The 20,532-nt window shown below is 40.4% G+C and carries 17 protein-coding genes; 4 read left to right on the top strand and 13 right to left on the bottom strand.

Annotation, left to right across the window (positions count from 1 at the left end; genetic code table 11):
- The 4 genes from D8877_RS05845 to xerS form a co-directional block, all read left to right on the top strand.
- Positions 1 to 1,248: hypothetical protein (locus D8877_RS05845; RefSeq protein ID WP_125352675.1), on the top strand; the 1,248-nt coding region annotated here is incomplete at its 5' end.
- A complete protein-coding gene (locus D8877_RS05840; protein ID WP_036757412.1) occupies positions 1,241 to 1,954 on the top strand; it encodes a hypothetical protein in 714 nt (237 codons plus the stop codon). The genes D8877_RS05845 and D8877_RS05840, both read left to right, overlap by 8 nt.
- A gap of 8 nt (positions 1,955 to 1,962) precedes the next feature.
- On the top strand, positions 1,963 to 3,810 hold the full coding sequence (locus tag D8877_RS05835; RefSeq protein WP_082307642.1) for a zinc-ribbon domain-containing protein: 1,848 nt from the start codon (positions 1,963 to 1,965) through the stop codon (positions 3,808 to 3,810).
- A 275-nt stretch (positions 3,811 to 4,085) separates the two neighbouring features.
- Entirely contained in the window at positions 4,086 to 5,156 is a 1,071-nt protein-coding gene (gene xerS / locus D8877_RS05830) for a tyrosine recombinase XerS (RefSeq protein ID WP_125341518.1), read from the top strand.
- Positions 5,157 to 5,249: 93 nt separating this feature from the next.
- Here xerS and D8877_RS05825 read toward each other — a convergent pair whose 3' ends face one another.
- The 13 genes from D8877_RS05825 to topA form a co-directional block, all read right to left on the bottom strand.
- The gene (locus tag D8877_RS05825) at positions 5,250 to 5,888 is read right to left on the bottom strand and encodes a hypothetical protein (RefSeq protein ID WP_125341519.1); all 639 of its coding nucleotides are present in this window, start codon (positions 5,886 to 5,888) and stop codon (positions 5,250 to 5,252) included.
- A 165-nt stretch (positions 5,889 to 6,053) separates the two neighbouring features.
- Positions 6,054 to 7,043 (bottom strand): lipoate--protein ligase, encoded by a 990-nt coding sequence (gene lplA / locus D8877_RS05820; protein ID WP_002895497.1) that lies wholly within the window; start codon positions 7,041 to 7,043, stop codon positions 6,054 to 6,056.
- A gap of 66 nt (positions 7,044 to 7,109) precedes the next feature.
- Positions 7,110 to 8,816: a dihydrolipoyl dehydrogenase gene (gene lpdA / locus D8877_RS05815; protein ID WP_125337471.1), complete on the bottom strand. Its 1,707-nt coding sequence runs from the start codon at positions 8,814 to 8,816 to the stop codon at positions 7,110 to 7,112.
- A 73-nt stretch (positions 8,817 to 8,889) separates the two neighbouring features.
- Positions 8,890 to 9,933, bottom strand: a complete 1,044-nt coding sequence (locus D8877_RS05810) for a dihydrolipoamide acetyltransferase (protein ID WP_002924687.1) — start codon at positions 9,931 to 9,933, stop codon at positions 8,890 to 8,892.
- Positions 9,934 to 10,408: 475 nt separating this feature from the next.
- A complete protein-coding gene (locus D8877_RS05805) occupies positions 10,409 to 11,401 on the bottom strand; it encodes an alpha-ketoacid dehydrogenase subunit beta (RefSeq protein ID WP_002900354.1) in 993 nt (330 codons plus the stop codon).
- Positions 11,402 to 11,419: 18 nt separating this feature from the next.
- The gene (locus D8877_RS05800) at positions 11,420 to 12,388 is read right to left on the bottom strand and encodes a thiamine pyrophosphate-dependent dehydrogenase E1 component subunit alpha (RefSeq protein WP_002906568.1); all 969 of its coding nucleotides are present in this window, start codon (positions 12,386 to 12,388) and stop codon (positions 11,420 to 11,422) included.
- Between the two features lie 222 nt (positions 12,389 to 12,610).
- Positions 12,611 to 13,777 (bottom strand): ATP-grasp domain-containing protein, encoded by a 1,167-nt coding sequence (locus D8877_RS05795; protein ID WP_002909733.1) that lies wholly within the window; start codon positions 13,775 to 13,777, stop codon positions 12,611 to 12,613.
- A gap of 12 nt (positions 13,778 to 13,789) precedes the next feature.
- Positions 13,790 to 14,530, bottom strand: coding sequence for an esterase family protein (locus D8877_RS05790; protein WP_125341520.1), 741 nt, complete (start codon positions 14,528 to 14,530; stop codon positions 13,790 to 13,792).
- 32 nt (positions 14,531 to 14,562) lie between these two features.
- A complete protein-coding gene (locus D8877_RS05785; RefSeq protein ID WP_125337473.1) occupies positions 14,563 to 15,387 on the bottom strand; it encodes an alpha/beta hydrolase in 825 nt (274 codons plus the stop codon).
- Between the two features lie 115 nt (positions 15,388 to 15,502).
- Positions 15,503 to 16,837 carry a methylenetetrahydrofolate--tRNA-(uracil(54)-C(5))-methyltransferase (FADH(2)-oxidizing) TrmFO gene (gene trmFO, locus D8877_RS05780; protein WP_125337474.1) on the bottom strand — a complete coding sequence of 445 codons (1,335 nt, stop codon included), beginning with the start codon at positions 16,835 to 16,837 and terminating at the stop codon, positions 15,503 to 15,505.
- Positions 16,838 to 16,937: 100 nt separating this feature from the next.
- Positions 16,938 to 17,882: a hypothetical protein gene (locus D8877_RS05775; RefSeq protein WP_125337475.1), complete on the bottom strand. Its 945-nt coding sequence runs from the start codon at positions 17,880 to 17,882 to the stop codon at positions 16,938 to 16,940.
- The gene (locus tag D8877_RS05770) at positions 17,879 to 18,379 is read right to left on the bottom strand and encodes a phosphoribosylanthranilate isomerase (RefSeq protein ID WP_125337476.1); all 501 of its coding nucleotides are present in this window, start codon (positions 18,377 to 18,379) and stop codon (positions 17,879 to 17,881) included. Before D8877_RS05770 ends, D8877_RS05775 begins: the two co-directional genes overlap by 4 nt.
- A gap of 58 nt (positions 18,380 to 18,437) precedes the next feature.
- Positions 18,438 to 20,531 carry a type I DNA topoisomerase gene (gene topA / locus D8877_RS05765; protein ID WP_125337477.1) on the bottom strand — a complete coding sequence of 698 codons (2,094 nt, stop codon included), beginning with the start codon at positions 20,529 to 20,531 and terminating at the stop codon, positions 18,438 to 18,440.
- Position 20,532: the final 1 nt, after the last annotated feature.

Genomic DNA, 20,532 nt, shown 5'->3' with positions numbered 1-20,532 from the left:
AATCTTCCCTGTTCAGATGATAGTCAACTAAATCAACTATTGGAGCAATTAGATAATAAATTAACTATCAACCTTCAAAAAAAGCAGAGGTCAAAACAGCAAAGACAATTAGCGCAATTTCAATCCTATTTTACTTTTAATGACATTTTAAATGATTATTGGTCTCAAACATTATCTAAGAAAGAACGTCTATTTTATTATCCATTGTATCTCTGGTGGCAGATTACAGCAATTTTACCTTTAAGGCCAAGAGAATTTCTTTTAATACAAAGAAACTGTTTAACCGAGAAAGATGGAAAATATTTTCTTACATTAAGGAGAAATATAATCAAAGGAAGGGATCGACTTGTTGCACATAAAATTTCTGAAGATTATACTTTGAATACTTATGAAATTACTAATTCATTAGCTTCTGAAATAAAGACTTACCTCAAACTTACGGAAAATAATAATTCTACTAAATTAGATACATTATTTGTGACTGATCCTCATTATAACCGTTGGGGTCGTCGAACAGGTGTTAATAACCGATTTTTAACTTACACTAATCTCAATACTATTTTGAGGTATTTTTTTAATGAGATTATTTCTCAAAAATACGGTTATCAAGTTAATTATTTTAGTTTTCCAGCTAGATTAGATGAAAACGAGATTAATTTGATTCATATTGGGGATACGAGACACATTGCAATGATCAATTTAATTGCAGAAGGGGCTAGTCCTGTTACAGCTATGCTTTTAGCTGGTCATGAAGATGTGACAACTTCATCTCACTATTTTTCAAATTTAAGCCAATTTATTGAATGTCGTAGTTATCAAATGTATCGTAAACTAACGAGTAAGAATACGAATTACACCATAAGTAAGAGACAGCCATTTTATACAGCACAAGGACAATACATCACTTTAGAAAATAAAGGACGGTGTTACTCACCCCGCTTTGCGAAAGGTGATTATTCAGATTGTCTGAAAGTTATTAGTGAGCATGCAGAACTAGGTGCTTGTACGAGCTGCCCTTTTTACCGTAAAGCAGGTAAAGATTATTTTTCAATGGATAAAACATTTAAAAAGTCAGTTGATGAAAAAGCTATGGTTGTAGATGAAGCGATTAGAAAAGTTAGGCAAGGGAAAGGTCATATTGAAGATATTGGAGAAGCTTTGTTGAAATTAAAAACAGTTAGCAATACCTATCAAGATTACTTAAATGCTAAACAACTATCTTTAGAGGAGAATAAGTCTAATGGCTAGAAAGAAATCAATTTCTGATGATGAATTGATTCATTTGTTTGAACAGTATTTAATTTCCCAGTGTTCCTGTGATTTAAGCTTGGTAAAAATTCCTCGGTTCGGTGACTATGTGAGGAATCATGGCTATCAAAATGTTGCGGATACAACCATTAGACGTAATAAAAGATTCAGGGATTTTTTAAAAGAAAGTGAAATTAAATATCAAGATGAAAATTATGAGACTGTGATTACTTACAAGACCATAGATCCTGACAATTTTATAGCAAAAAATCGTACTCCAGGTTCTATGAAAAGAGCATTGGTGGAAATTAGCCAATACTATAAGAAAATAGCAAATATTGCGGCTAGCTATAAACAAGAAGCAGATAAATTACGTGCTTTAAATTCTGAACTACAGTCAACTAATGAAGATTTAAAACAGAAGCTACAAAGAGAAAATGAGTTAAGTGATGAGAATCAAAAACTATTACAAATAATCAAAACAAGTGTCTATCCAGAAATTGCGAATGAGCTTTTAAAAGAAGAGGGATTGCTAAAATATTCTCAAAAGGTTATCAGTGAGGATTTCCTAGTAGACAATATCATTACTGCTGAATCAGAAATAGATTTTCATTCTGGTGGTTTTATTGAACAAGAAAATCCTCAAAAATCAACTAAAGTGGTTTCTATTAAAAACTTACTGGACAGCAAAACTAATTATAAATGAGGAAAGAAATGAACAAGAAAGTTAAAGATAATCCAGCTATTTACATGTACTGGGATCAAAAACGAAATGTTCTTGACCCCAAAAAATTGTCGTCAAATAGTTTAAAATATGCCTATTGGTCTTGCCCTTATTGTCAACACCATTGGGAAGCGAAAATCATTGATGTGCAGCTTGACAGTTATGAATATCTTAGGTGTTGCCCCCATTGTGGATTAGGTGAACGTTCCATTGATGAAAATGAGAGTGTTCTTCAGGTTTATCCCGATTTCAGAAATTATATAAACTACAGCATTGAGCAAGATGAAGAATTAGATGAGAAACTTCTTACTTTGTCGTTCAATAGTAAAAGAAAGTTCAATTTTAAATGTCCGACTTGTCAATTAAGTTGGAAAGATTCTGCGACAAATAAAAGGTTATTCCAACTAACAAGTGGGGATTTATTTCATTTTGGTTGCAATGAAACTACCTATCATTGCGATTACAAATCTGTCTATCCAAATTTAGCTAAAATCTATAGTGATCATTTAAACAAATTTAAATTTAACGAACTGAAGCTGAGTTACAATATAACAGTACCTATTCATTGGGAATGTGATAAGTGTCATTGCAAATTTGAATTATCTATTGATAGATTATTGAACCGAATTAAAAGAAGCGGTCATTACTGTTCGGAGTGTCATTCTTCATTTGAAGAGTTATTGGATAAAGATTTTGATGTTTCTCCTCTATCTTTTTTAAATTCTTCCATGCTCAAGGAGTGGTCTAAAAGGAACAATATTACACCTAATCAAGTTGATGTATTATCTAATGTTCATGTGTTATGGGAATGTACGAATTGTCACGGAGAGTATTCATGTTCTCTATTTGAAAAAACAGATAGGTCTTGTCCATTTTGTTCAAATAGAGAAAAACTTCAGGATTTTAATACACTAAACGAAACACATCCCTATTTGAGGGAATTTTGGGACCTCAGTAATGAAAGGGATTTTTCCGAATATTGGTTTAAGTCAAATAATGTAGTTAGTTGGGTTTGTCCTTGTTGTAAAATCAACTTTCAATGTAGCCCAGCCGAAATGATCAGTCGAACTGATTTAGAAAATCAAAACTTTCAAACATGTCCTAATCAATGTGACTGGAGGACTGAGGTATTTAAAAATAATATTTTCCTTAAAGAGCCAAAGCTGATTAAAGAATGGAGTGATAAAAATAATATTCCTATTCATTTAGCTCAGACAACAATTGAGACCAAAAAATATTGGTGGGATTGTTCAAAGTGTCATGGGACATATTTATGTTCTATCCCAATTCGAAGAGAAGTTTCTCAGTGTTGTCCTTACTGCAACAATGATAAGCCCCTGAAGGGGTTTAATACATTTGATTACTTATACCCTGAACTAGCAAAATTGTGGGCACCAAATAATAAAGTCCCTATAGATAGTTTTGTTCCATTATTAACTGAAAAAAGGTTCTATTTATGGCTCTGCAAAGAATGTAACTTTGAATTTCATGAGCGCTTCAGCATTATATTAAATAAGTATTTAAGTTCCGAGACAAAAGATCTTAAAGAAATGTGTCCATTTTGTGCAGAATTAAAAGAAAGACAAGATAATATCTCTTTTGAAGATTTAATGAATGAGTGGGACTACCTTAATAATCTTATTCTAGGAGATCCAGAAAGAATCACAAATAGTACGAAATTAAGATTTTGGTGGATTTGTAAGAACAATCCAGAGCATCGTTATAGAATGGCTATCGTAGATAAGATTGCAAATATAAAACGATCTATCGAGCCATGCATGTTTTGTAAAGGGCGTAGACGAAAAAGAGAACATTTTGTCCCTTATAGGAAAATTTAAAAACAAGTTCAAATTTGAACTTGTTTTTTTATCATAGATTTTTATAAAGTACATTATTTTAAAAGATTGTATTTTTAGTTTTCAAGTAGATAATGTACAGAATTTAAGTATGCGAAAGATTTAGTTTTCGCGGGAATAAAGTACATTTTTTGCTCAAAAAAAAATTTTTGTTAAACTATAACTTACCTCTATCATCTTTCCGAAAAACTATAATTTTCTTGAAAAATATATCTAGATATGCTATACTACTCTTATAGAAAAAACGGAGAAATGTGATGAGACGTGAACTGTTATTAGAAAGAATTGATAAACTCAAGGCTACTATGCCCTGGTACATTTTAGAATATTACCAGTCTAAGCTGGCGGTGCCTTATAGTTTTACAACCTTATACGAATATCTCAAAGAATATGATCGCTTTTTTAACTGGGTGCTAGAATCTGGTATCACAGATGCTTCGCATATTGCTGAGATCCCTCTCTCGGTCTTGGAAAATATGACCAAGAAAGACATGGAGGCCTTTATTCTTTATCTGCGTGAGCGTCCGCTTCTAAACGCTAATACGAGCCAAAACGGTGTTTCCCAGACAACCATCAACCGGACTCTTTCAGCTTTGTCCAGCTTATACAAATATTTAACGGAGGAAGTGGAAAACGAGCAGGGTGAGCCCTACTTCTATCGAAATGTGATGAAAAAGGTTGCTACTAAGAAGAAAAAGGAAACTCTGGCTGCTCGTGCAGAGAATATTAAGCAGAAGCTCTTTTTAGGGGATGAGACGGAAGAATTTCTCCAGTATATTGATACGGAGTACCCCAAGAAACTCTCTAATCGAGCTCTGTCCTCCTTCAACAAGAACAAGGAACGTGATCTAGCCATTATTGCCTTGCTGCTAGCCTCTGGTGTTCGTCTGTCTGAAGCTATTAATCTGGATCTAAAAGACATGAATCTCAAGATGATGGTCATCGAAGTGACTAGAAAAGGTGGAAAAAGGGACTCTGTCAACGTCGCTGCTTTTGCCAAACCCTATTTAGAAGAGTATTTGAGCATTCGGAGTAAGCGATACAAGGTCGAAAAGACAGATACAGCCTTCTTTTTGACTGAATACCGTGGCACTCCTAATCGAATCGACGCTTCTAGTGTCGAAAAAATGGTGGCCAAGTACTCTGAAGACTTCAAGGTGCGAGTGACGCCTCACAAACTCCGCCATACGCTTGCTACACGTTTATACGATGCAACCAAATCTCAAGTTCTTGTCAGTCATCAGCTAGGGCATGCTAGCACTCAGGTAACGGACCTCTACACCCACATTGTCAATGATGAACAAAAGAACGCTTTGGACAAACTATAAATTACATAATTTAAAATATGTAATTTATAGGTCGACAATAACAACAAAAGAGCGAAGCATCTAAACTAGATTTTCGCTCTTTCTTTTATATTCTTATAAAAACTCAATCCAATAATTCCGGTGCGGCTCGACAATCAGCGGTTTCCCCCAGAAGTGCTTGAGATGTTCTAGGTTTGCTGCTGTGACAGGTCGATTCTTGGAGTTGTACTTTTCAGCGCTTTCTCTAGTTAGGAAACATTTGACCGCTTCGTAGGAGCCTTCTGCTGTCTCTCTATTCAACCCTTCGAAGCTAACTTCATCGCCTGGTTGAGGATTATCCGTGAAGAGTTTTCCGATAAAATAGACCGTCTTACTCTTCATCAGATCGTAAGCCTTGATATTTTCTATTCGATTATTAGCTGCTGCAAACATGATGCAAAAGCTGTCAACAAGATCCTTTAAGGGCAGCAGATCTTCCTTGGGAACGAAGACATCTACCATGTAGAGCCCACCAATGACTAGGTTTTGGAAAGAAGGTTGCTGAATAACATTATCTAACGCCATGCCAAGCGGCAATTCCACGGCTTGATAGCCTGATTTTTCAAATTCTTCTTTCTTTTTCTCATAATCTTCTGCAGATATGCTAACATAAAAGTTGTCTGGATTAGGAGATGGTTTTTTCTTCAAAAAAGCTATAACTGTGCGGTCCAACTGCTCAAACAGACCAAGGCTTTCTACTGGGACTTTCTGCATCAAGACACCTCTTTCTCTGATTCCCTATCATTTTATCATATCTAGTAGATAAAGCCTAGAGAAAACTAGCTGGTTAAGGAAACGTAAGAATGTTGTTGATTTGAAATATATTGTTTACATGAAAAACCAAACTCTTCGAGAGCTTGGTTTTCTTTATGTCATATTTTAACCGACGATAGCTTCGGCAATCTCTTCTCTGCTGATTCCAGCAAAGTAGCGGCTAATATCAATCGTTTCAAGAGCTTTCAGGACATCTTCGCGTTCGTATTTAACACCGCGAAGCACATCTTCTACTGCTGCTACATCTTCAATACCAAAGAAGTCACCATAGATTTTGATATCCTGAATCTTAGATTCAACAACATTGGCAAAGATTTCTACCTTACCGCTGGTAAACTTAGTGCCACGACGCACGTTGTATTCAGGCGATTTACCGTAGTTCCAGTCCCAAGTTCCAAACTTACTATCTCTGATTTGCTTGATTTCTTCCAGTTCTTTCTCGGAGAAGACATATTCTGTCATTTCTGGATATTCTTTCTTCATGTAGTCCAGAAGCAGGTCACGGAATTCTTCGACTGTAATCTTTTCTGGCAATTCATTGACAATATTTGTCACGCGTGCACGGACAGATTTAACCCCTTTTGATTCGAACTTGTCTTTAGAAACCTTAAGCGCATTGGCCAAGACAGACAGATCAACATCAAAGAGCAGGCAACCATGGTGCATGATACGGCCATTGATATAGGCCTGCGCATTGCCACAGAACTTCTTGCCATCAATCTCTAAGTCATTACGGCCAGTGAATTCAGCCTTTACCCCAAGCTCTGCCAAGGTGTTGATAACCGGCGTAGAAAAACTCTTGAAGTCAAAGGCACGATCTTCACTTTCCTTGGAGATAATGGTGTAGTTGAGGTTGTTCAGATCATGATAAACAGCTCCGCCGCCGCTGATACGGCGCACAACTTCAATGCCATGCTCACGAACATAATCACGGTTGATTTCTTCGATGGTATTTTGGTGACGCCCCACGATGATAGAAGGTTTGTTAATCCAGAGCAGGAAAATTTCATCCTCGTCTAAGAGGTGTTTGAAAGCATATTCTTCCAGTGCAATATTAAAAGCTGTATCATTTGAGTAGTTAACAATGTATTTCATAAGCTACCTCTTTATACGATAGAGACTGGAACGATGATTTATGCCCAGTCTAATCTATCTTTTAAATTATTTTTTCTTAGGTGAGTGAACTGCCAACCCCAGTACGTCTGCAAATGCTTCGTACATGACTTCTGAGAAGGTTGGATGACCATGGATGGTCTTAAGCATTTCTTCTACGGTGATTTCCATTTCGATGATGGTTGATGCTTCATTGATTAATTCTGCCGCTGCAGGACCAATGATATGGACACCGAGCACTTCACCGTACTTCTTGTCGGCAATGACTTTAACGAAACCTTGAGCTGCATCTGAAGCAATGGCGCGGCCGTTAGCAGCGAAGTTGAACTTACCGATTGCTACATCGTATTTCTCACGAGCTTGCTCTTCTGTCAAACCAACTGCTGCTACTTCTGGCAGGGTGTAAATAGCTGCAGGCGTCAGATTGAGTTTAGCAACATGGTGATTACCTTTCAGCGCATTTTCAGCAGCAACTTCACCCATACGGAAGGCTGCATGAGCCAGCATCTTAGTACCATTGATATCACCTGGTGCGTAAATACCTGGAACAGAAGTTTCCATGTACTCATTGACCTTGATACGGCCACGATCCAGTTCGAACTCAACCTCGCCAATACCTTCTAGGTCTGGCACACGTCCGATAGATAGCAGAGCCTTATCTGCAACAATATCTTCTTTTCCTTCTACCTTGATACGAAGTTTTCCATTTTCTTCGATGATTTCTTCTAACTTAGTTTCAGTCAGGATTGTCATGCCCTTGCGCTCCAAGATGAGGCGAAGGTTTTTAGAAACTTCCGCATCCATAGCGGGTACGATGCGGTCCATCATTTCGATAACGGTAACTTTTGAGCCAAATGTCATGAAGGCTTGTCCAAGCTCAATACCGACAACACCACCGCCGATAATAACCAGATTTTCTGGCACTTCGTTCATTTCCAAAATATCATCACTGGTCATAACAAGAGATGATTCCATACCAGGAACATTGATCTTGCTGACTTTTGAACCACCAGCCAAGATAATCTTCTTTGTTTCTAGCAGCTCGCTGCCGTTTACAAGAACATTCTTGTCTTTAGTAATGGTACCAATTCCCTTATGAACATCTACGCCATAGCTGCGAAGAAGGCCAGCAACACCGCCAACGAGTGTATTGACAACCTTGTTTTTGGTTTCCAGGACCTTGTCCATGTCTACTGTGAAGCTTGGGTTTTCGATGATGATACCACGGTTAGCAGCGTGACCAAGGCTTTCAATGATTTCAGCATTGTGCAGGTAAGTCTTTGTAGGGATACAACCACGATTCAAGCAGGTTCCGCCGAGCTCAGACTTCTCAACCAAGGCAATCTTGCCACCCAGCTGGGCTGCTTTGATAGCCGCTACATAACCTGCAGGTCCGCCACCGATAACAACGATATCGTAAGCATCATCATTCTTATCATCATCTGTACTTACTGCCGCTGTTGTAGGAGCTGGTGCTTCCGCAGGAGCAGAGCCGCCAGCGGTTGGGATGTTTTCTCCTTCTTCTCCCAAGTAACCGATGACTTCCGTTACTGGAACAGTTTCTCCGTCACCTTTGAGAATAGCAATCAGATAGCCATCTTCTTCGGCTTCCAATTCCATGCTGACCTTGTCAGTCATGATTTCCAGAAGGATTTCCCCTTCTTTGACAAATTCGCCGACTTTCTTATTCCATTGGACAATCTGCCCTTCGGTCATATCCACGCCGGCTTTTGGCATAATTACTTCTAAAGCCATTTTTCTTTCCTTTTCTAATTTAATTTTTCACTTGATGAGCGTTTCTTTGCTTTTTAAACTAGCAAAGAAAATCTTATACCAACATTGAAATCGGATCTTCAATCAAAGCCTTCAAGTCCTTCATAAACTTAGCTCCAGCCATTCCGTCAACTACACGGTGGTCAATGGTCAAGCCCAGACTCATAATTGGACGAATAACAATTTCGCCATTAACAACGACAGGTTTTTCCACTGTTGAGCTCACACCTAAGATAGCAGAGTTTGGTTGATTGATAATTGGACCAAAGGACTGAACGCCAAACATACCTAAGTTACTGATTGTGAAAGTTGAGTTTTGCAGCTCGCTCGGAGATAACTTGCCTTCCAAGGTACGTCCGATTACATCTTTAAAGGCTACTACAAGCTCTGATAGGCTCATTTTTTCTGCATTATAGACAACTGGTGTCATCAGGCCATTATCCATACCGACTGCCATTGAAAGGTTGACATAGTTGTGTGTGATAATGGTCTTGCCATCCTCTGTCAAGGTCGAATTGAGGTAAGGATGCTTCATCAGTGTCTTCACAACAGCCAGCGAAAGCAGGTCTGTGACAGTTACTTTTTTGCCAGTTGCTTCCATGATTGGTTCCAGCACTTTTTTACGCAAGGCCAGCATTTCTGTCATATCAACATCATAGTTAAGGGTGAATGTTGGCGCCGTCAGGTAAGATTCTACCATCCGCTGAGCAATGACCTTTCGCATCGGCGTCATTGGGATACGCTCAATCTCACCATAAGGAGTGACATTATCAGGCACTTCTTCCGCTTTTTCAATTTGAGCAGGAGATTTGATTGTATCGCTCTCAACATTCTCAGGCAAGAAAGCAAGAACATCTTTCTTCATAATCTTGCCACGATGGCCAGTTCCTTGAATCTCTTGCCAAGCAATATTGTGTTCTTGGGCAATTCGTTTTGCCAGTGGTGAAATGCGCACCACGTTTGTATCTTTATAAGTTTCCACGTCTTCTTTGTGGACACGACCGTTTGCGCCTGAGCCAGAAACATCATAGAGGTTGATCCCCAAATCATCCGCTAACTTTCTAGCTGCAGGAGTCGCTCTTAGCTTATCATCAGCCATGACCTCTCCAATTCTAATTATGATACTAAGGGCATTAAAAGCGACTGAAAAATAGGAAATCGACGCAGGCTTCGATGAAGCCAAGGAGATTTATCTTTTTTTCGAGCTTTTAGCCCATGTTCAACTCTACAAGTAACTTGGATACGAAACGTATCTCAAGTTACTACGGTTGCCGCTATCAAGCGGACACCCTAGTAGACTTACTAAGTCGTTCGTCGAATATCATCGATTCGACTCTCTCCTGTTGCAACTTTACAAGTAACTTGTATACAAACGTATCTCAAGTTACTACGGTTGCCGCTATCTGCGACCAACCTAGTAGACTTACTAAGTCGTTCGTCGGATAAAATCACTCCGAATAACGATTGTCTGCAATTAGTAAAATTTTAGCTACTTTGACCCTCTACACAAGATTAGATTACATAAAATAATTTATGTAATCTAATTCATAAGAAAGCCTTTTCTTTATTATACCTTATTCTTTATGATATGTCTTCCGAATAGCGTCTTTAATGCTTTCAACGGTCGGAATCATCGCGTTTTCCAAGTTTTGCGCATAAGGCATTGGCACGTCTTCACCTGCACAACGGCGGATTGGGGCATCTAGATAGTCAAATGCTTCAGACTCAGAAATAATTGCTGAAATTTCACCAATGAAACCGCTGGTTTTGTGGGCATCATTAACCAAAACGACCTTTCCAGTCTTCTTAACAGAATTGATGATAATATCCTTATCAAGTGGCACCAATGTACGTGGGTCAACCACTTCTACAGAGATACCCTCTTCTGCTAATTCTTCAGCAGCCTGCATGACACGACGAAGCATTTTTCCGTAGGTAACAACTGTTACATCGGTACCTTCTTTTTTGATTTCACCAACACCAAGTGGGATTACATACTCAGGATCCAGTGGCACTTCACCTTTTTGGTTAAATTCAGACTTGTATTCCAGGATAATGACTGGGTTGTTGTCTCGGATAGAAGCCTTAAGGAGCCCCTTCATATCAGCAGGAGTTCCTGGAGCGACTACCTTAAGTCCTGGAATGTGGGTAAACCAAGATTCCAAAGACTGCGAGTGCTGAGCTGCAGAACCAACTCCATTACCTGCCGCACAACGGACAGTCATTGGCACCTGCCCTTTTCCGCCAAACATATAGCGCGTTTTAGCGGCTTGGTTGACAATAGCATCCATGGCGATTACAGAGAAGTCCATAAAGGTCATGTCTACGATTGGACGCAGCCCTGTCATAGCTGCTCCAGCTGCTGCTCCAGAAATAGCTGCTTCTGAAATCGGACAGTCACGTACACGCTCTGGCCCGAACTCTTCCAGCATACCAACAGATGTTCCGAAATCTCCACCAAAGACTCCGACATCTTCTCCCATCAAGAGTACATTTTCATCGCGACGCATTTCCTCAGACATAGCGAGGATGATGGTATCACGAAAAGACATAGTTTTAGTTTCCATTTTCTTTTTCTCCTCTCTTTAGTCTGCGTAAATATCTTCAAAGGCAGATTCAAGCGGTGGGAATGGGCTTTCTTCTGCAAACTTCACAGATGCTTCTACTGCTTCTTTGACTCCAGCTTGGATAGCTTCCAGCTCTTCCTCGCTTGCAATCTTGTTTTCCAGCAAGTATTTACGAAGATTTTCGATTGGATCTTTTTTCTTCCATTCTTCTACTTCTTCACGAGTACGGTATTTACCTGGGTCGGAAGAAGAGTGTCCCAACCAACGATAAGTGACGCTCTCAATCAAGACAGGTCCTTTACCGCTGCGAACATGCTCTACAGCTTTTTGGAAGCCTTCATAAACATCCAGAACATTATTTCCATCTTCGATGAACATACCAGGAATGCCATAAGCTGCGCTGCGCTCGTGGATGTGCTCTACATTGGTCATTTTCTTGATATCAGCAGAAATACCATAGCCATTATTGATACAATAGAAAATAACGGGCAGATTCCAGATGGAAGCCATGTTGACTGCTTCGTGGAAGACGCCTTCGTTAGTAGCACCATCACCAAAAAAGCAGACAACAATCTTACCTGTCTTCTGCATTTGCTGGGTCAGAGCTGCCCCTACAGCAATTCCCATACCACCACCAACGATACCATTGGCACCTAAGTTACCAGCATCTAGGTCAGCAATGTGCATAGAGCCACCTTTTCCTTTACAGGTCCCGGTGTATTTTCCTAGGATTTCCGCCATCATTTCGTTGAGGTTGATTCCTTTGGCGATAGCTTGACCGTGCCCCCGGTGGTTTGAAGTCAGCAAATCATCCTCATTCAAGGCCAGCATAGCACCGACATTGGCAGCTTCCTCACCTACTGAGAAGTGAGTCATTCCAGGAACCTTTCCTTTTTTTACAAGTTGAGCAATTTTTAAGTCCATGCGACGGATTTCTTCCATCTTACGGAACATCTCTAACAAAAGATCTTTATCTAAAGTTGCCATTTTTTTGCCTTTCTAAGCATAATTCTTCTATTTAATTCTATCTAAAGCTGTAAGCACTGTCAAAACTTTTGCTCACTTGCATTTCACAAAGAAAAACCAGTCAATCCATTGGATAAACTGGTTTTCGATGCCAAAATAGAAATTTCACAAACTTTTTGTGCTAGAGTAGTTTTTACTACTTTGAAACTGTTATACGAAAATAATAGCAGAGCATGCTTTTGATTAGTCCGCCTGTTTAGCAAAATCTGCAATCATCTGCTCCATCTGCTCACGGCTTGGTGTTGTTAGCATATAGAGGTAGTCACCTTGCAGCTCTGCAAAAGCGGCTGGCATGTCTTTTTTAACCTTGAAATTATCTCTGTATTTCTCCAGCAAGTCAGCCTCAGGGTAAGCATAGTTTGTCGATGCACGGCGCGAGGTTGCCAAACAATACAGTGGCTCCATGTGAGCAGCTGGGAAAGGCTCTCCTGCTACAATCGCTGCATAGCCTCTGTAAAGATCGATTGAGTGGGCGAAATTATAGACATCAATGGTAAAGCCGCCAGCTGGACGGTTATTGTACTCAATGGCTACATAATCATCACCTTCGCGGAAGAACTCAATATGGAAAAAGCGTTCTTTCATGCCGAAGGTTTTGACAATCGCTTCTCCATAAGCACGCAGTTTTGGATCCATATCCTTAAGAACGTAGTAGGAATTGTCCATCTTATAGATCATCAAATCCAGCGGTGTATGAGCATAGTCAAAGGTGGTCGAAAAGACGATCTGACCGTCCTTATCTACCAAACCGTCAAAAGTACAGATTTCGCCAGACTGGACAAACTTTTCAAAGAAATAAGCTGTCTGATGATCCCATTCTTGCTTGAAACGTTCAACATCTTCTGCTGTTTCCAATTTAAAGGTCGCAGCTGCCCCCACTCCATTATCAGGCTTGGCAATCAAAGGCAGACCAAGTTTCTTGACAGCCAAATCAGCGCCTGCTTCTGTATTGACAATCTGACCAGGTACGACTGGAACGCCTGCTTTTTTAAAGAGTTTCTTCATTTCTGATTTGAACTTGGTCTTTTTCAAGTCTTTTGGCTTCGCTCCAAATACATTGAATTGCTCACGCAACTCAGCGTCCAGTTCTAGCCAGTATTCATTATGTGACTCAATCCGATCGATAGGTCCATGCTTGTAGAAGAGAAAGGCCACCGCTCTTTTTACTTCGTCAAGATTTTCAAGATTTTCTACTCTAAAGTATTCAGTCAATGAATCCTTCAAAGGCTGGTCTAGCTGGTCATAAGGCTCCTGACCGATTCCCAGAACAGTGATTCCTTTGTTAGCCAGCTCCACTGTAAACTGCTGAAAATTTTGTGGATAATAGGGAGAAATAACGATATAATTCATAGGAAACCTCCTTTAAAGATTGAGTTCATTGAGGAAATAAGGCATTTGCTTACGCCACCAAATCCAGTCATGGGAAACATCATGACCCCATTCGGCAAACCAAGCTGGAATATTCTTATGCTCAAAAGCTTCTTTCAGCGTGTAGAAGGAAGGCAGGCCATCCTGCTCCCAGTCACCCAAGCCAGTACAAACGATAATATCGGCCTGTCGATAGCGGTCAATAAACCAGCCATCATTTTGGTTCCAGATATAGTCAGCTGGTGAGTTTTGATAAATGACTTCGTCATTCAAATTGTCACCAACAAAGAAACGTGCATCATAGACACCACTGAGGGCAATCACTTTATTGAAAACATCTGGATGCTGCAGGAAGAAATTAAGGGCATGATAAGCTCCCATAGAGCAGCCTGTCGTCATCATAGGGTCAAACCAGCCCGTCTTATGCTTGACGAAAGGAATAGCTTCCTCGATGACATATCGCTCATAGGCACGATGCATTTCCGCTCGGTCGTGAGGATGCTTCCAGTCAGCCAGCCAACTCTCGCTATCAACGCTGCTGAGAGTGAAAAATTGGATCTTGCCGGCCTCGATAAAGCCAGCGCATGCCTCGATCATACCGAAGTCAGCATACTCATTGTGGCTGCCACCTGATGATGCGAAGACTATAATCGGGAGTCCAGCATGGCCATAGCGATTGATATACATTTCACGGCCTAGGTTGCCGCTCCAATGACTTAAAAATTCTACATGCATAGTTTCTACCTCTTTCTCACTGTTTGACTAGATTACCATTTCTCGCTGATAAAACGGAAACAGTCTGGCAAGTGCTCTGCCCAAGCGATTTCATTGTGAATAGCTCCAGACTGGATCTTAATCTGAATATTGGATAAATCTACCCCAGATACAAGTAACTGTCGGAAATAGCTGAGCGATGAATCAATATAGGCCTGCTTGATGTTGCCAGCCATCAATGTCTTATCTGTATCATCAGCCTCTTCCGTCCCAACATAAATGAAAACTCGCTGGTCAGCCTGAAGTTTTTTTCTCTCAATATAACGGTCAAAGGCTTCCTGATGCAGCCAATTTGCTGATGAAAAGATGCCCAGACAGCCAATCTGATCTTGATATTCAACACCGATAAACTGGCTGATATTTCCCCCAAGAGAGGAGCCAATCATAGCTGTATGCAGCCGATCTGACTTAGTCCGATAATGCTGTTCAATAAAAGGCTTAACGACTTCCATAACAAACTCCGCATACTCCGTTCCCTTGCCGCCAAACTGAATGCCGGGAATATTAGACTCTTGGAACTTCCAAGCTGCGTATTCATTCATCCGGCGTTGACCATCGTTATCAATAGCTACGACAATCATTTTCTCAATATCAGGATTGCGTTTGATTGTCGGAATGACTTTCCACGAATGGCCGCTGAAAGACTCTTTGCTATAGAGAACATTTTGGCCGTCATGAAAATAAACGACCGGATACGTCTTATTTGTGTCCTGGCTATAGTTCTTTGGAAGCAAGACGCGGACACGACGTTTTTGCTTGGTATAAGGAACGACCAACTCATGTGTTTTCATTTCAAGGTAAAAATAGGATTTATTCATTTTCAGAAAACTTTCTATTTTCAAAATTTTTATTTATTATATCACAAAATAAGCAAAAAAGTTAGGGATGTCCTAACTTTTTGATGATTTTTATTAGATAATGATAGAAAATAGATTATTTATCCAAATAAGGCTGTAAATCCTGCAAGGCGCGCTCAGCGATTTTCTCATAGCGTTCCTTCTTATCACGAATCCGAGGGCCGTCTAGCTCTTTGATAATGCCAAAATTGACATTCATGGGTTGGAAATGCTTGCTGTCAGCATGGGTAACATAATGTGGTAGGCTGCCGATAGCTGTTGTTTCTGGAAAAACAAGTGCTTCTTCTCCTTTGAAGAGTCGAGCGGCATTGATACCAGCAACTAGGCCAGAAGCTGCTGACTCGACATAGCCTTCAACTCCAGTCATTTGACCTGCAAAGAAAAGATTTGGCTGTTTCTTAGAGCGGAAAGTCTGTTCCATCAGATTTGGAGAGTCCATATAAGAGTTACGGTGCATGACTCCATAGCGGACAAATTCTGCATTCTCAAGGCCAGGAATCATTTGAAAGACCCGCTTTTGCTCCCCCCACTTGAGATGAGTTTGGAAGCCAACGATATTGTAAAGACTACCTGCCGCATTGTCTTGACGAAGCTGCACCACAGCGTATGGCGTCTTAAAATCTCCATCGCGAGGCCCTTGGTAGTCATCTGGATATTCTAAACCTACAGGCTTCATCGGACCATAAAGCATGGTTTTAATGCCTCGCTTGGCCATTACTTCAATAGGCATACAGCCTTCAAAGTATTTTTCTTTTTCAAAGGAATTGAGCGGTGCTTCTTCGGCATTGACCAAAGCATCATGGAAATCCATAAATTCTTGCTTGGTCATCGGCGCATTAAGGTAGGCTGCTTCCCCCTTATCATAACGGGATTTGAGATAGACCTTGGTTATATCAATGGTATTGACATCAATAATTGGCGCTGCTGCGTCGTAGAAATAAAAACCGTCGCCTCCATTGAGCGCGTGGATTTTTTCTGCTAAAGCATCACTGGTCAAGGGTCCCGTAGCAATGACTGTGATGGCATCCTCTGGAATTTCTGTGATTTCTTCGCGAATGACCTCAATCAATGGATGGTTAGTCACTAGCTCCGTCACTAGCTGCGAAAAGCCTTCTCTATCAACAGCTAGAGCACCACCAGCGGGCACTCGAGTCGCTTCTGCTGACTTTAAAATAACCGAGTCCAACCGTCGCATTTCTTCCTTGAGCAGACCGACTGCATTGGTCAGCGCATTTCCTCGCAAAGAGTTAGAGCAAACCAGTTCTGCAAAGTCCGCAGTTTTGTGTTGAGGAGTTGACTTAACACCCCGCATTTCATAGAGTTTGACTGGGATGCCACGCTTGGCAATCTGGTAAGCTGCTTCACTGCCAGCCAGACCAGCACCGATAACATTGATATAGGATGATGACATGATACTCTCCCTTGGATATTTCTAGATTTTCACTCTGACCATTATAACAAAAAGATAGTAAAAAAGACAGACAGGAGGATTCCTGAATGTCTTTCGAAAATCATTGTTTATTGAAGCTGAATGACTTATAAGCATACAGATGCTTATTGTCTTCGTAACTTATGCCAAAGCCCACTTCTGTATTCCTAGGTAGTTTATCGATTTGAAGTATTTGAGCAAGTAAGTATTCAAAATCAGAGTCTGTCCAATTGTCAATATCTTCAGTAGCTAGTTGTAGGTTTTGTTTTCGTACTTGTTCTATATCAACGCTTATATGAATACTAAAAGTCGAATGATTGTCAGCAACTCTTTTTAAGAGTATATCGCGATTACGAACAATCACATCTTCAACTAGATTTTTTTCCCTACTTAGGTCTAAGTCCTTGATTAACGGAGTTAGTTCTTTGACATCCCTCTTCAAAATTGCTTCCCTTTTCTCTTGCTCTTCAAGATGAGTTTCTGGGTTGCCACTATATTCTTCTTTTGGCACCAAAGAATATCCCGAGTCAAAGGAGTGCAATTCAATTGAGTTTTTTAAATAAAGCTGTCTAATCATATCTTCGCTCAAAAATGTAGAAGCCAAGCTATCACTTTGAAGCAACTTATTGTAAGCTTCTTCAAGTCTATCATAATTGTCATCGCCAGAAACATACTCCATTTCTAAACGATAGACTTTTTTCTTGGCCAAACCAAAGAAAATTTTCTTCTCAACTTCTTTAAGTCTCGGGTTGTATCTGAGGACTGGAGTTTTCTGAACATAATCTTTTTCAAAATCCACATAGACATCAACAAATTTTTTGTTTCCTTCAATGTAAAACGGAAATCCCTGATAGCCAAAAGTATCAGCAGTCGAGTATCCTTCTGCTTCTAGTCCTGCAGCTTCTATTACGGAACTAATATTTGATATAGCCGTACTACTTAAATCATGATCTACACTGTTGTTGCATGCTGAAAAAATAAATAATGCGAGAATAGAAAACAGCACACTAATTATTTTCTTAATCACTTTGCTTTTAACATCTCCTCCAAGTAAACAATCTTAGCAAAATCCTTATGATTGTTATTTTCATTTCGGTAAGAATCTTGGGAAGAAGCACGGTAGATAGCTAAAAATTGCTCTACAGTTGGCAGTAGAAATTCAACTCCTTCAACTTCTTTTCGAGACAGCTCCGCTATTGGCACACCTGAAAATGGCTCCAAGGTTTCCATGACTCCAAATTCAATAGATAAGTCTTCTTTTTGAAATTCATGCTCGTGCAGATCGACTAAGCGATAGCCCAAGCGCTCCATCATGGGCTCAATCTTATCCATATCATAAATGCGCTCTTCATCTGGTGCTTCCCAGCCACGTTCATCACCATGAACATGAATATCAATATCCCGCGCCTGCCAGTCCTGACCAGTAACCTGCTCCAGCCCCAAGGAGCCCATCAGCAGTGGAACAATTCCCATCTTGTTCAGTTGAGACGCGATTTTTAGAAATTCTGCAAATTTATCTGTCATAAAACTGCACCTCTTCTTCAGAAAATATTTTACGTAATATAAATTATGTAAAAAACAGTTATTTCACTTTTTCTTCTTCGTAATCGCCATTGCTGCAGACCACTTGCTTGCCACCGCCGCGAACTTTCTTTTCGATCAGATAATGGTCACATTTTGGACAGTTCCGACCAACTGGCTTGTCCCAAGATGTGAAATCACAGTCTGGATAACGATCACAGCCATAGAAAATGCGATTTCGTTTAGTCTTACGCTCAATAACTTGACCTTTCTGGCACTGTGGACAGGTCACGCCGATCTCCTTGACAATAGCCTGAGTGTGACGACAGTCTGGGAAATTGCTGCAGGCGTAGAACTTGCCAAATCTCCCCAACTTGATGACCATGGGACTGCCACAGACCTCACAATCAAAACCAGCCGGTTCATCCTTGATTTGGATTTTCTCCATTTCAGTCTCGGCTTTAGCGACTTCCTTTTCAAAAGGTCGATAAAACTCGTCAATAACCTTCTGCCACTGCTCTTTTCCAACTTCTACATCATCCAGTTTTGCTTCCATTTCAGCTGTAAATTTCACATTTACGATGCCTGGGAAGAATTCGACAATCAATGAATTGACAATCTCCCCTAGTTCCGTGGGCTCAAAGCGCTTGGAAACCAGCTTAACGTAATAACGTTTCTGAATAGTCTCAATGGTCGGAGCATAGGTAGATGGCCGACCAACACCATTTTCTTCCAAAGTTTTGATGAGAGTCGCTTCAGAATAACGAGCAGGTGGCTGGGTAAAGTGCTGTTCTGGATTGGTATTGACACGTTTGACTGTATCCCCCTTTTCCATATCTGGCAGCATTTTATTCTTGTCAGAGTCGTTATAAATAGCTAGATAGCCATCAAAATTGACCTGACTGCCGTTGGCAGCAAATTGGACACCATTTTGCCCCAGCTTAACATTCATTGTATCAAAGACTGCTGCTGTCATTTGACTAGCTACAAAGCGGTTCCAGATTAGCGTATAGAGCTTAAGTTGATCCTTATCCAGATACTTTGCGATGCTTTCTGGTGTGTTGAAAACGCTGGAAGGACGAATGGCCTCGTGGGCATCTTGAGCGCCAGAAGCGTTCTTAGCCTTGCTGCCATGTTTGGAATATTTAGCGCCAAATTTATCCGTGATAAAGCTTGCCGCTTCATTTTGCGCCACAGGGCTGATACGAGTTGAGTCGGTACGCATATACGTAATCAGACCTTGTACGCCAGAACCGATATTAATCCCCTCATAGAGCTGCTGAGCAACCATCATGGTCTTACGTGTCCGGAAATTAATCTTATTAGCGGCATCTTGCTGCATAGAGGAAGTCGTGTAGGGCAGTGGAGCATTGCGTCGACGCTCTTTCTTTTCGACACTGTCGACAGTAAAGTCATCACCCTTGAGGTGAGACAGGACTTCTTTAACCTCGTCGTTGTTGGTCAGCTTCATCTTTTTACCGTTCATACCGTAAAAGCTGGCCTGAAACTGACGGGTTCCTTTCTTGAAGGTTCCGTCAATAGTCCAGTATTCTTCTGGTTTGAAAGCATTGATTTCATTTTCCCGGTCGATAATCAGCTTGAGAGCGACAGACTGCACCCGACCAGCTGACAAGCCTTTTTTGACTTTTTTCCAGAGAATAGGAGAAATGGAATAACCAACCAAGCGATCCAGAACTCGGCGAGCCTGCTGCGCATCGACTAGATCCATATCAATCTGGCGGGGCTCTTTAAATGCATTCTTGACCGCATCTTTGGTGATTTCATTAAAGACGACGCGGTTTTTTTCTTTCTCATCCAGATTCAGAATGTGAGCCAGATGCCAAGAAATAGCTTCTCCTTCGCGATCCGGGTCACTTGCCAGAAAGACTTGCTTAGCTTTCTTCGCTTCTTTTTTCAAGTCATTAATCAACGGACCTTTACCACGAATATTGATGTATTGCGGCTCATAGTTGTTCTCAAAATCAATGGACATAGTAGACTTTTTCAGGTCACGAATATGCCCGACACTGGCTAGAACCTTATAATTTCGTCCCAGATATTTTTCTATTGTTTTTGCCTTAGCAGGCGACTCTACGATGACAAGATTTTTCTTGGTCGTAGACTTTTTCTTTGTTTTTGTTACCAATTTAGACACC

It is taken from the genome of Streptococcus sanguinis (genome assembly GCF_003943735.1).
GTDB lineage: Bacteria > Bacillota > Bacilli > Lactobacillales > Streptococcaceae > Streptococcus > Streptococcus sanguinis_E.
This window is presented reverse-complemented; position numbering and strand designations above follow the sequence as displayed.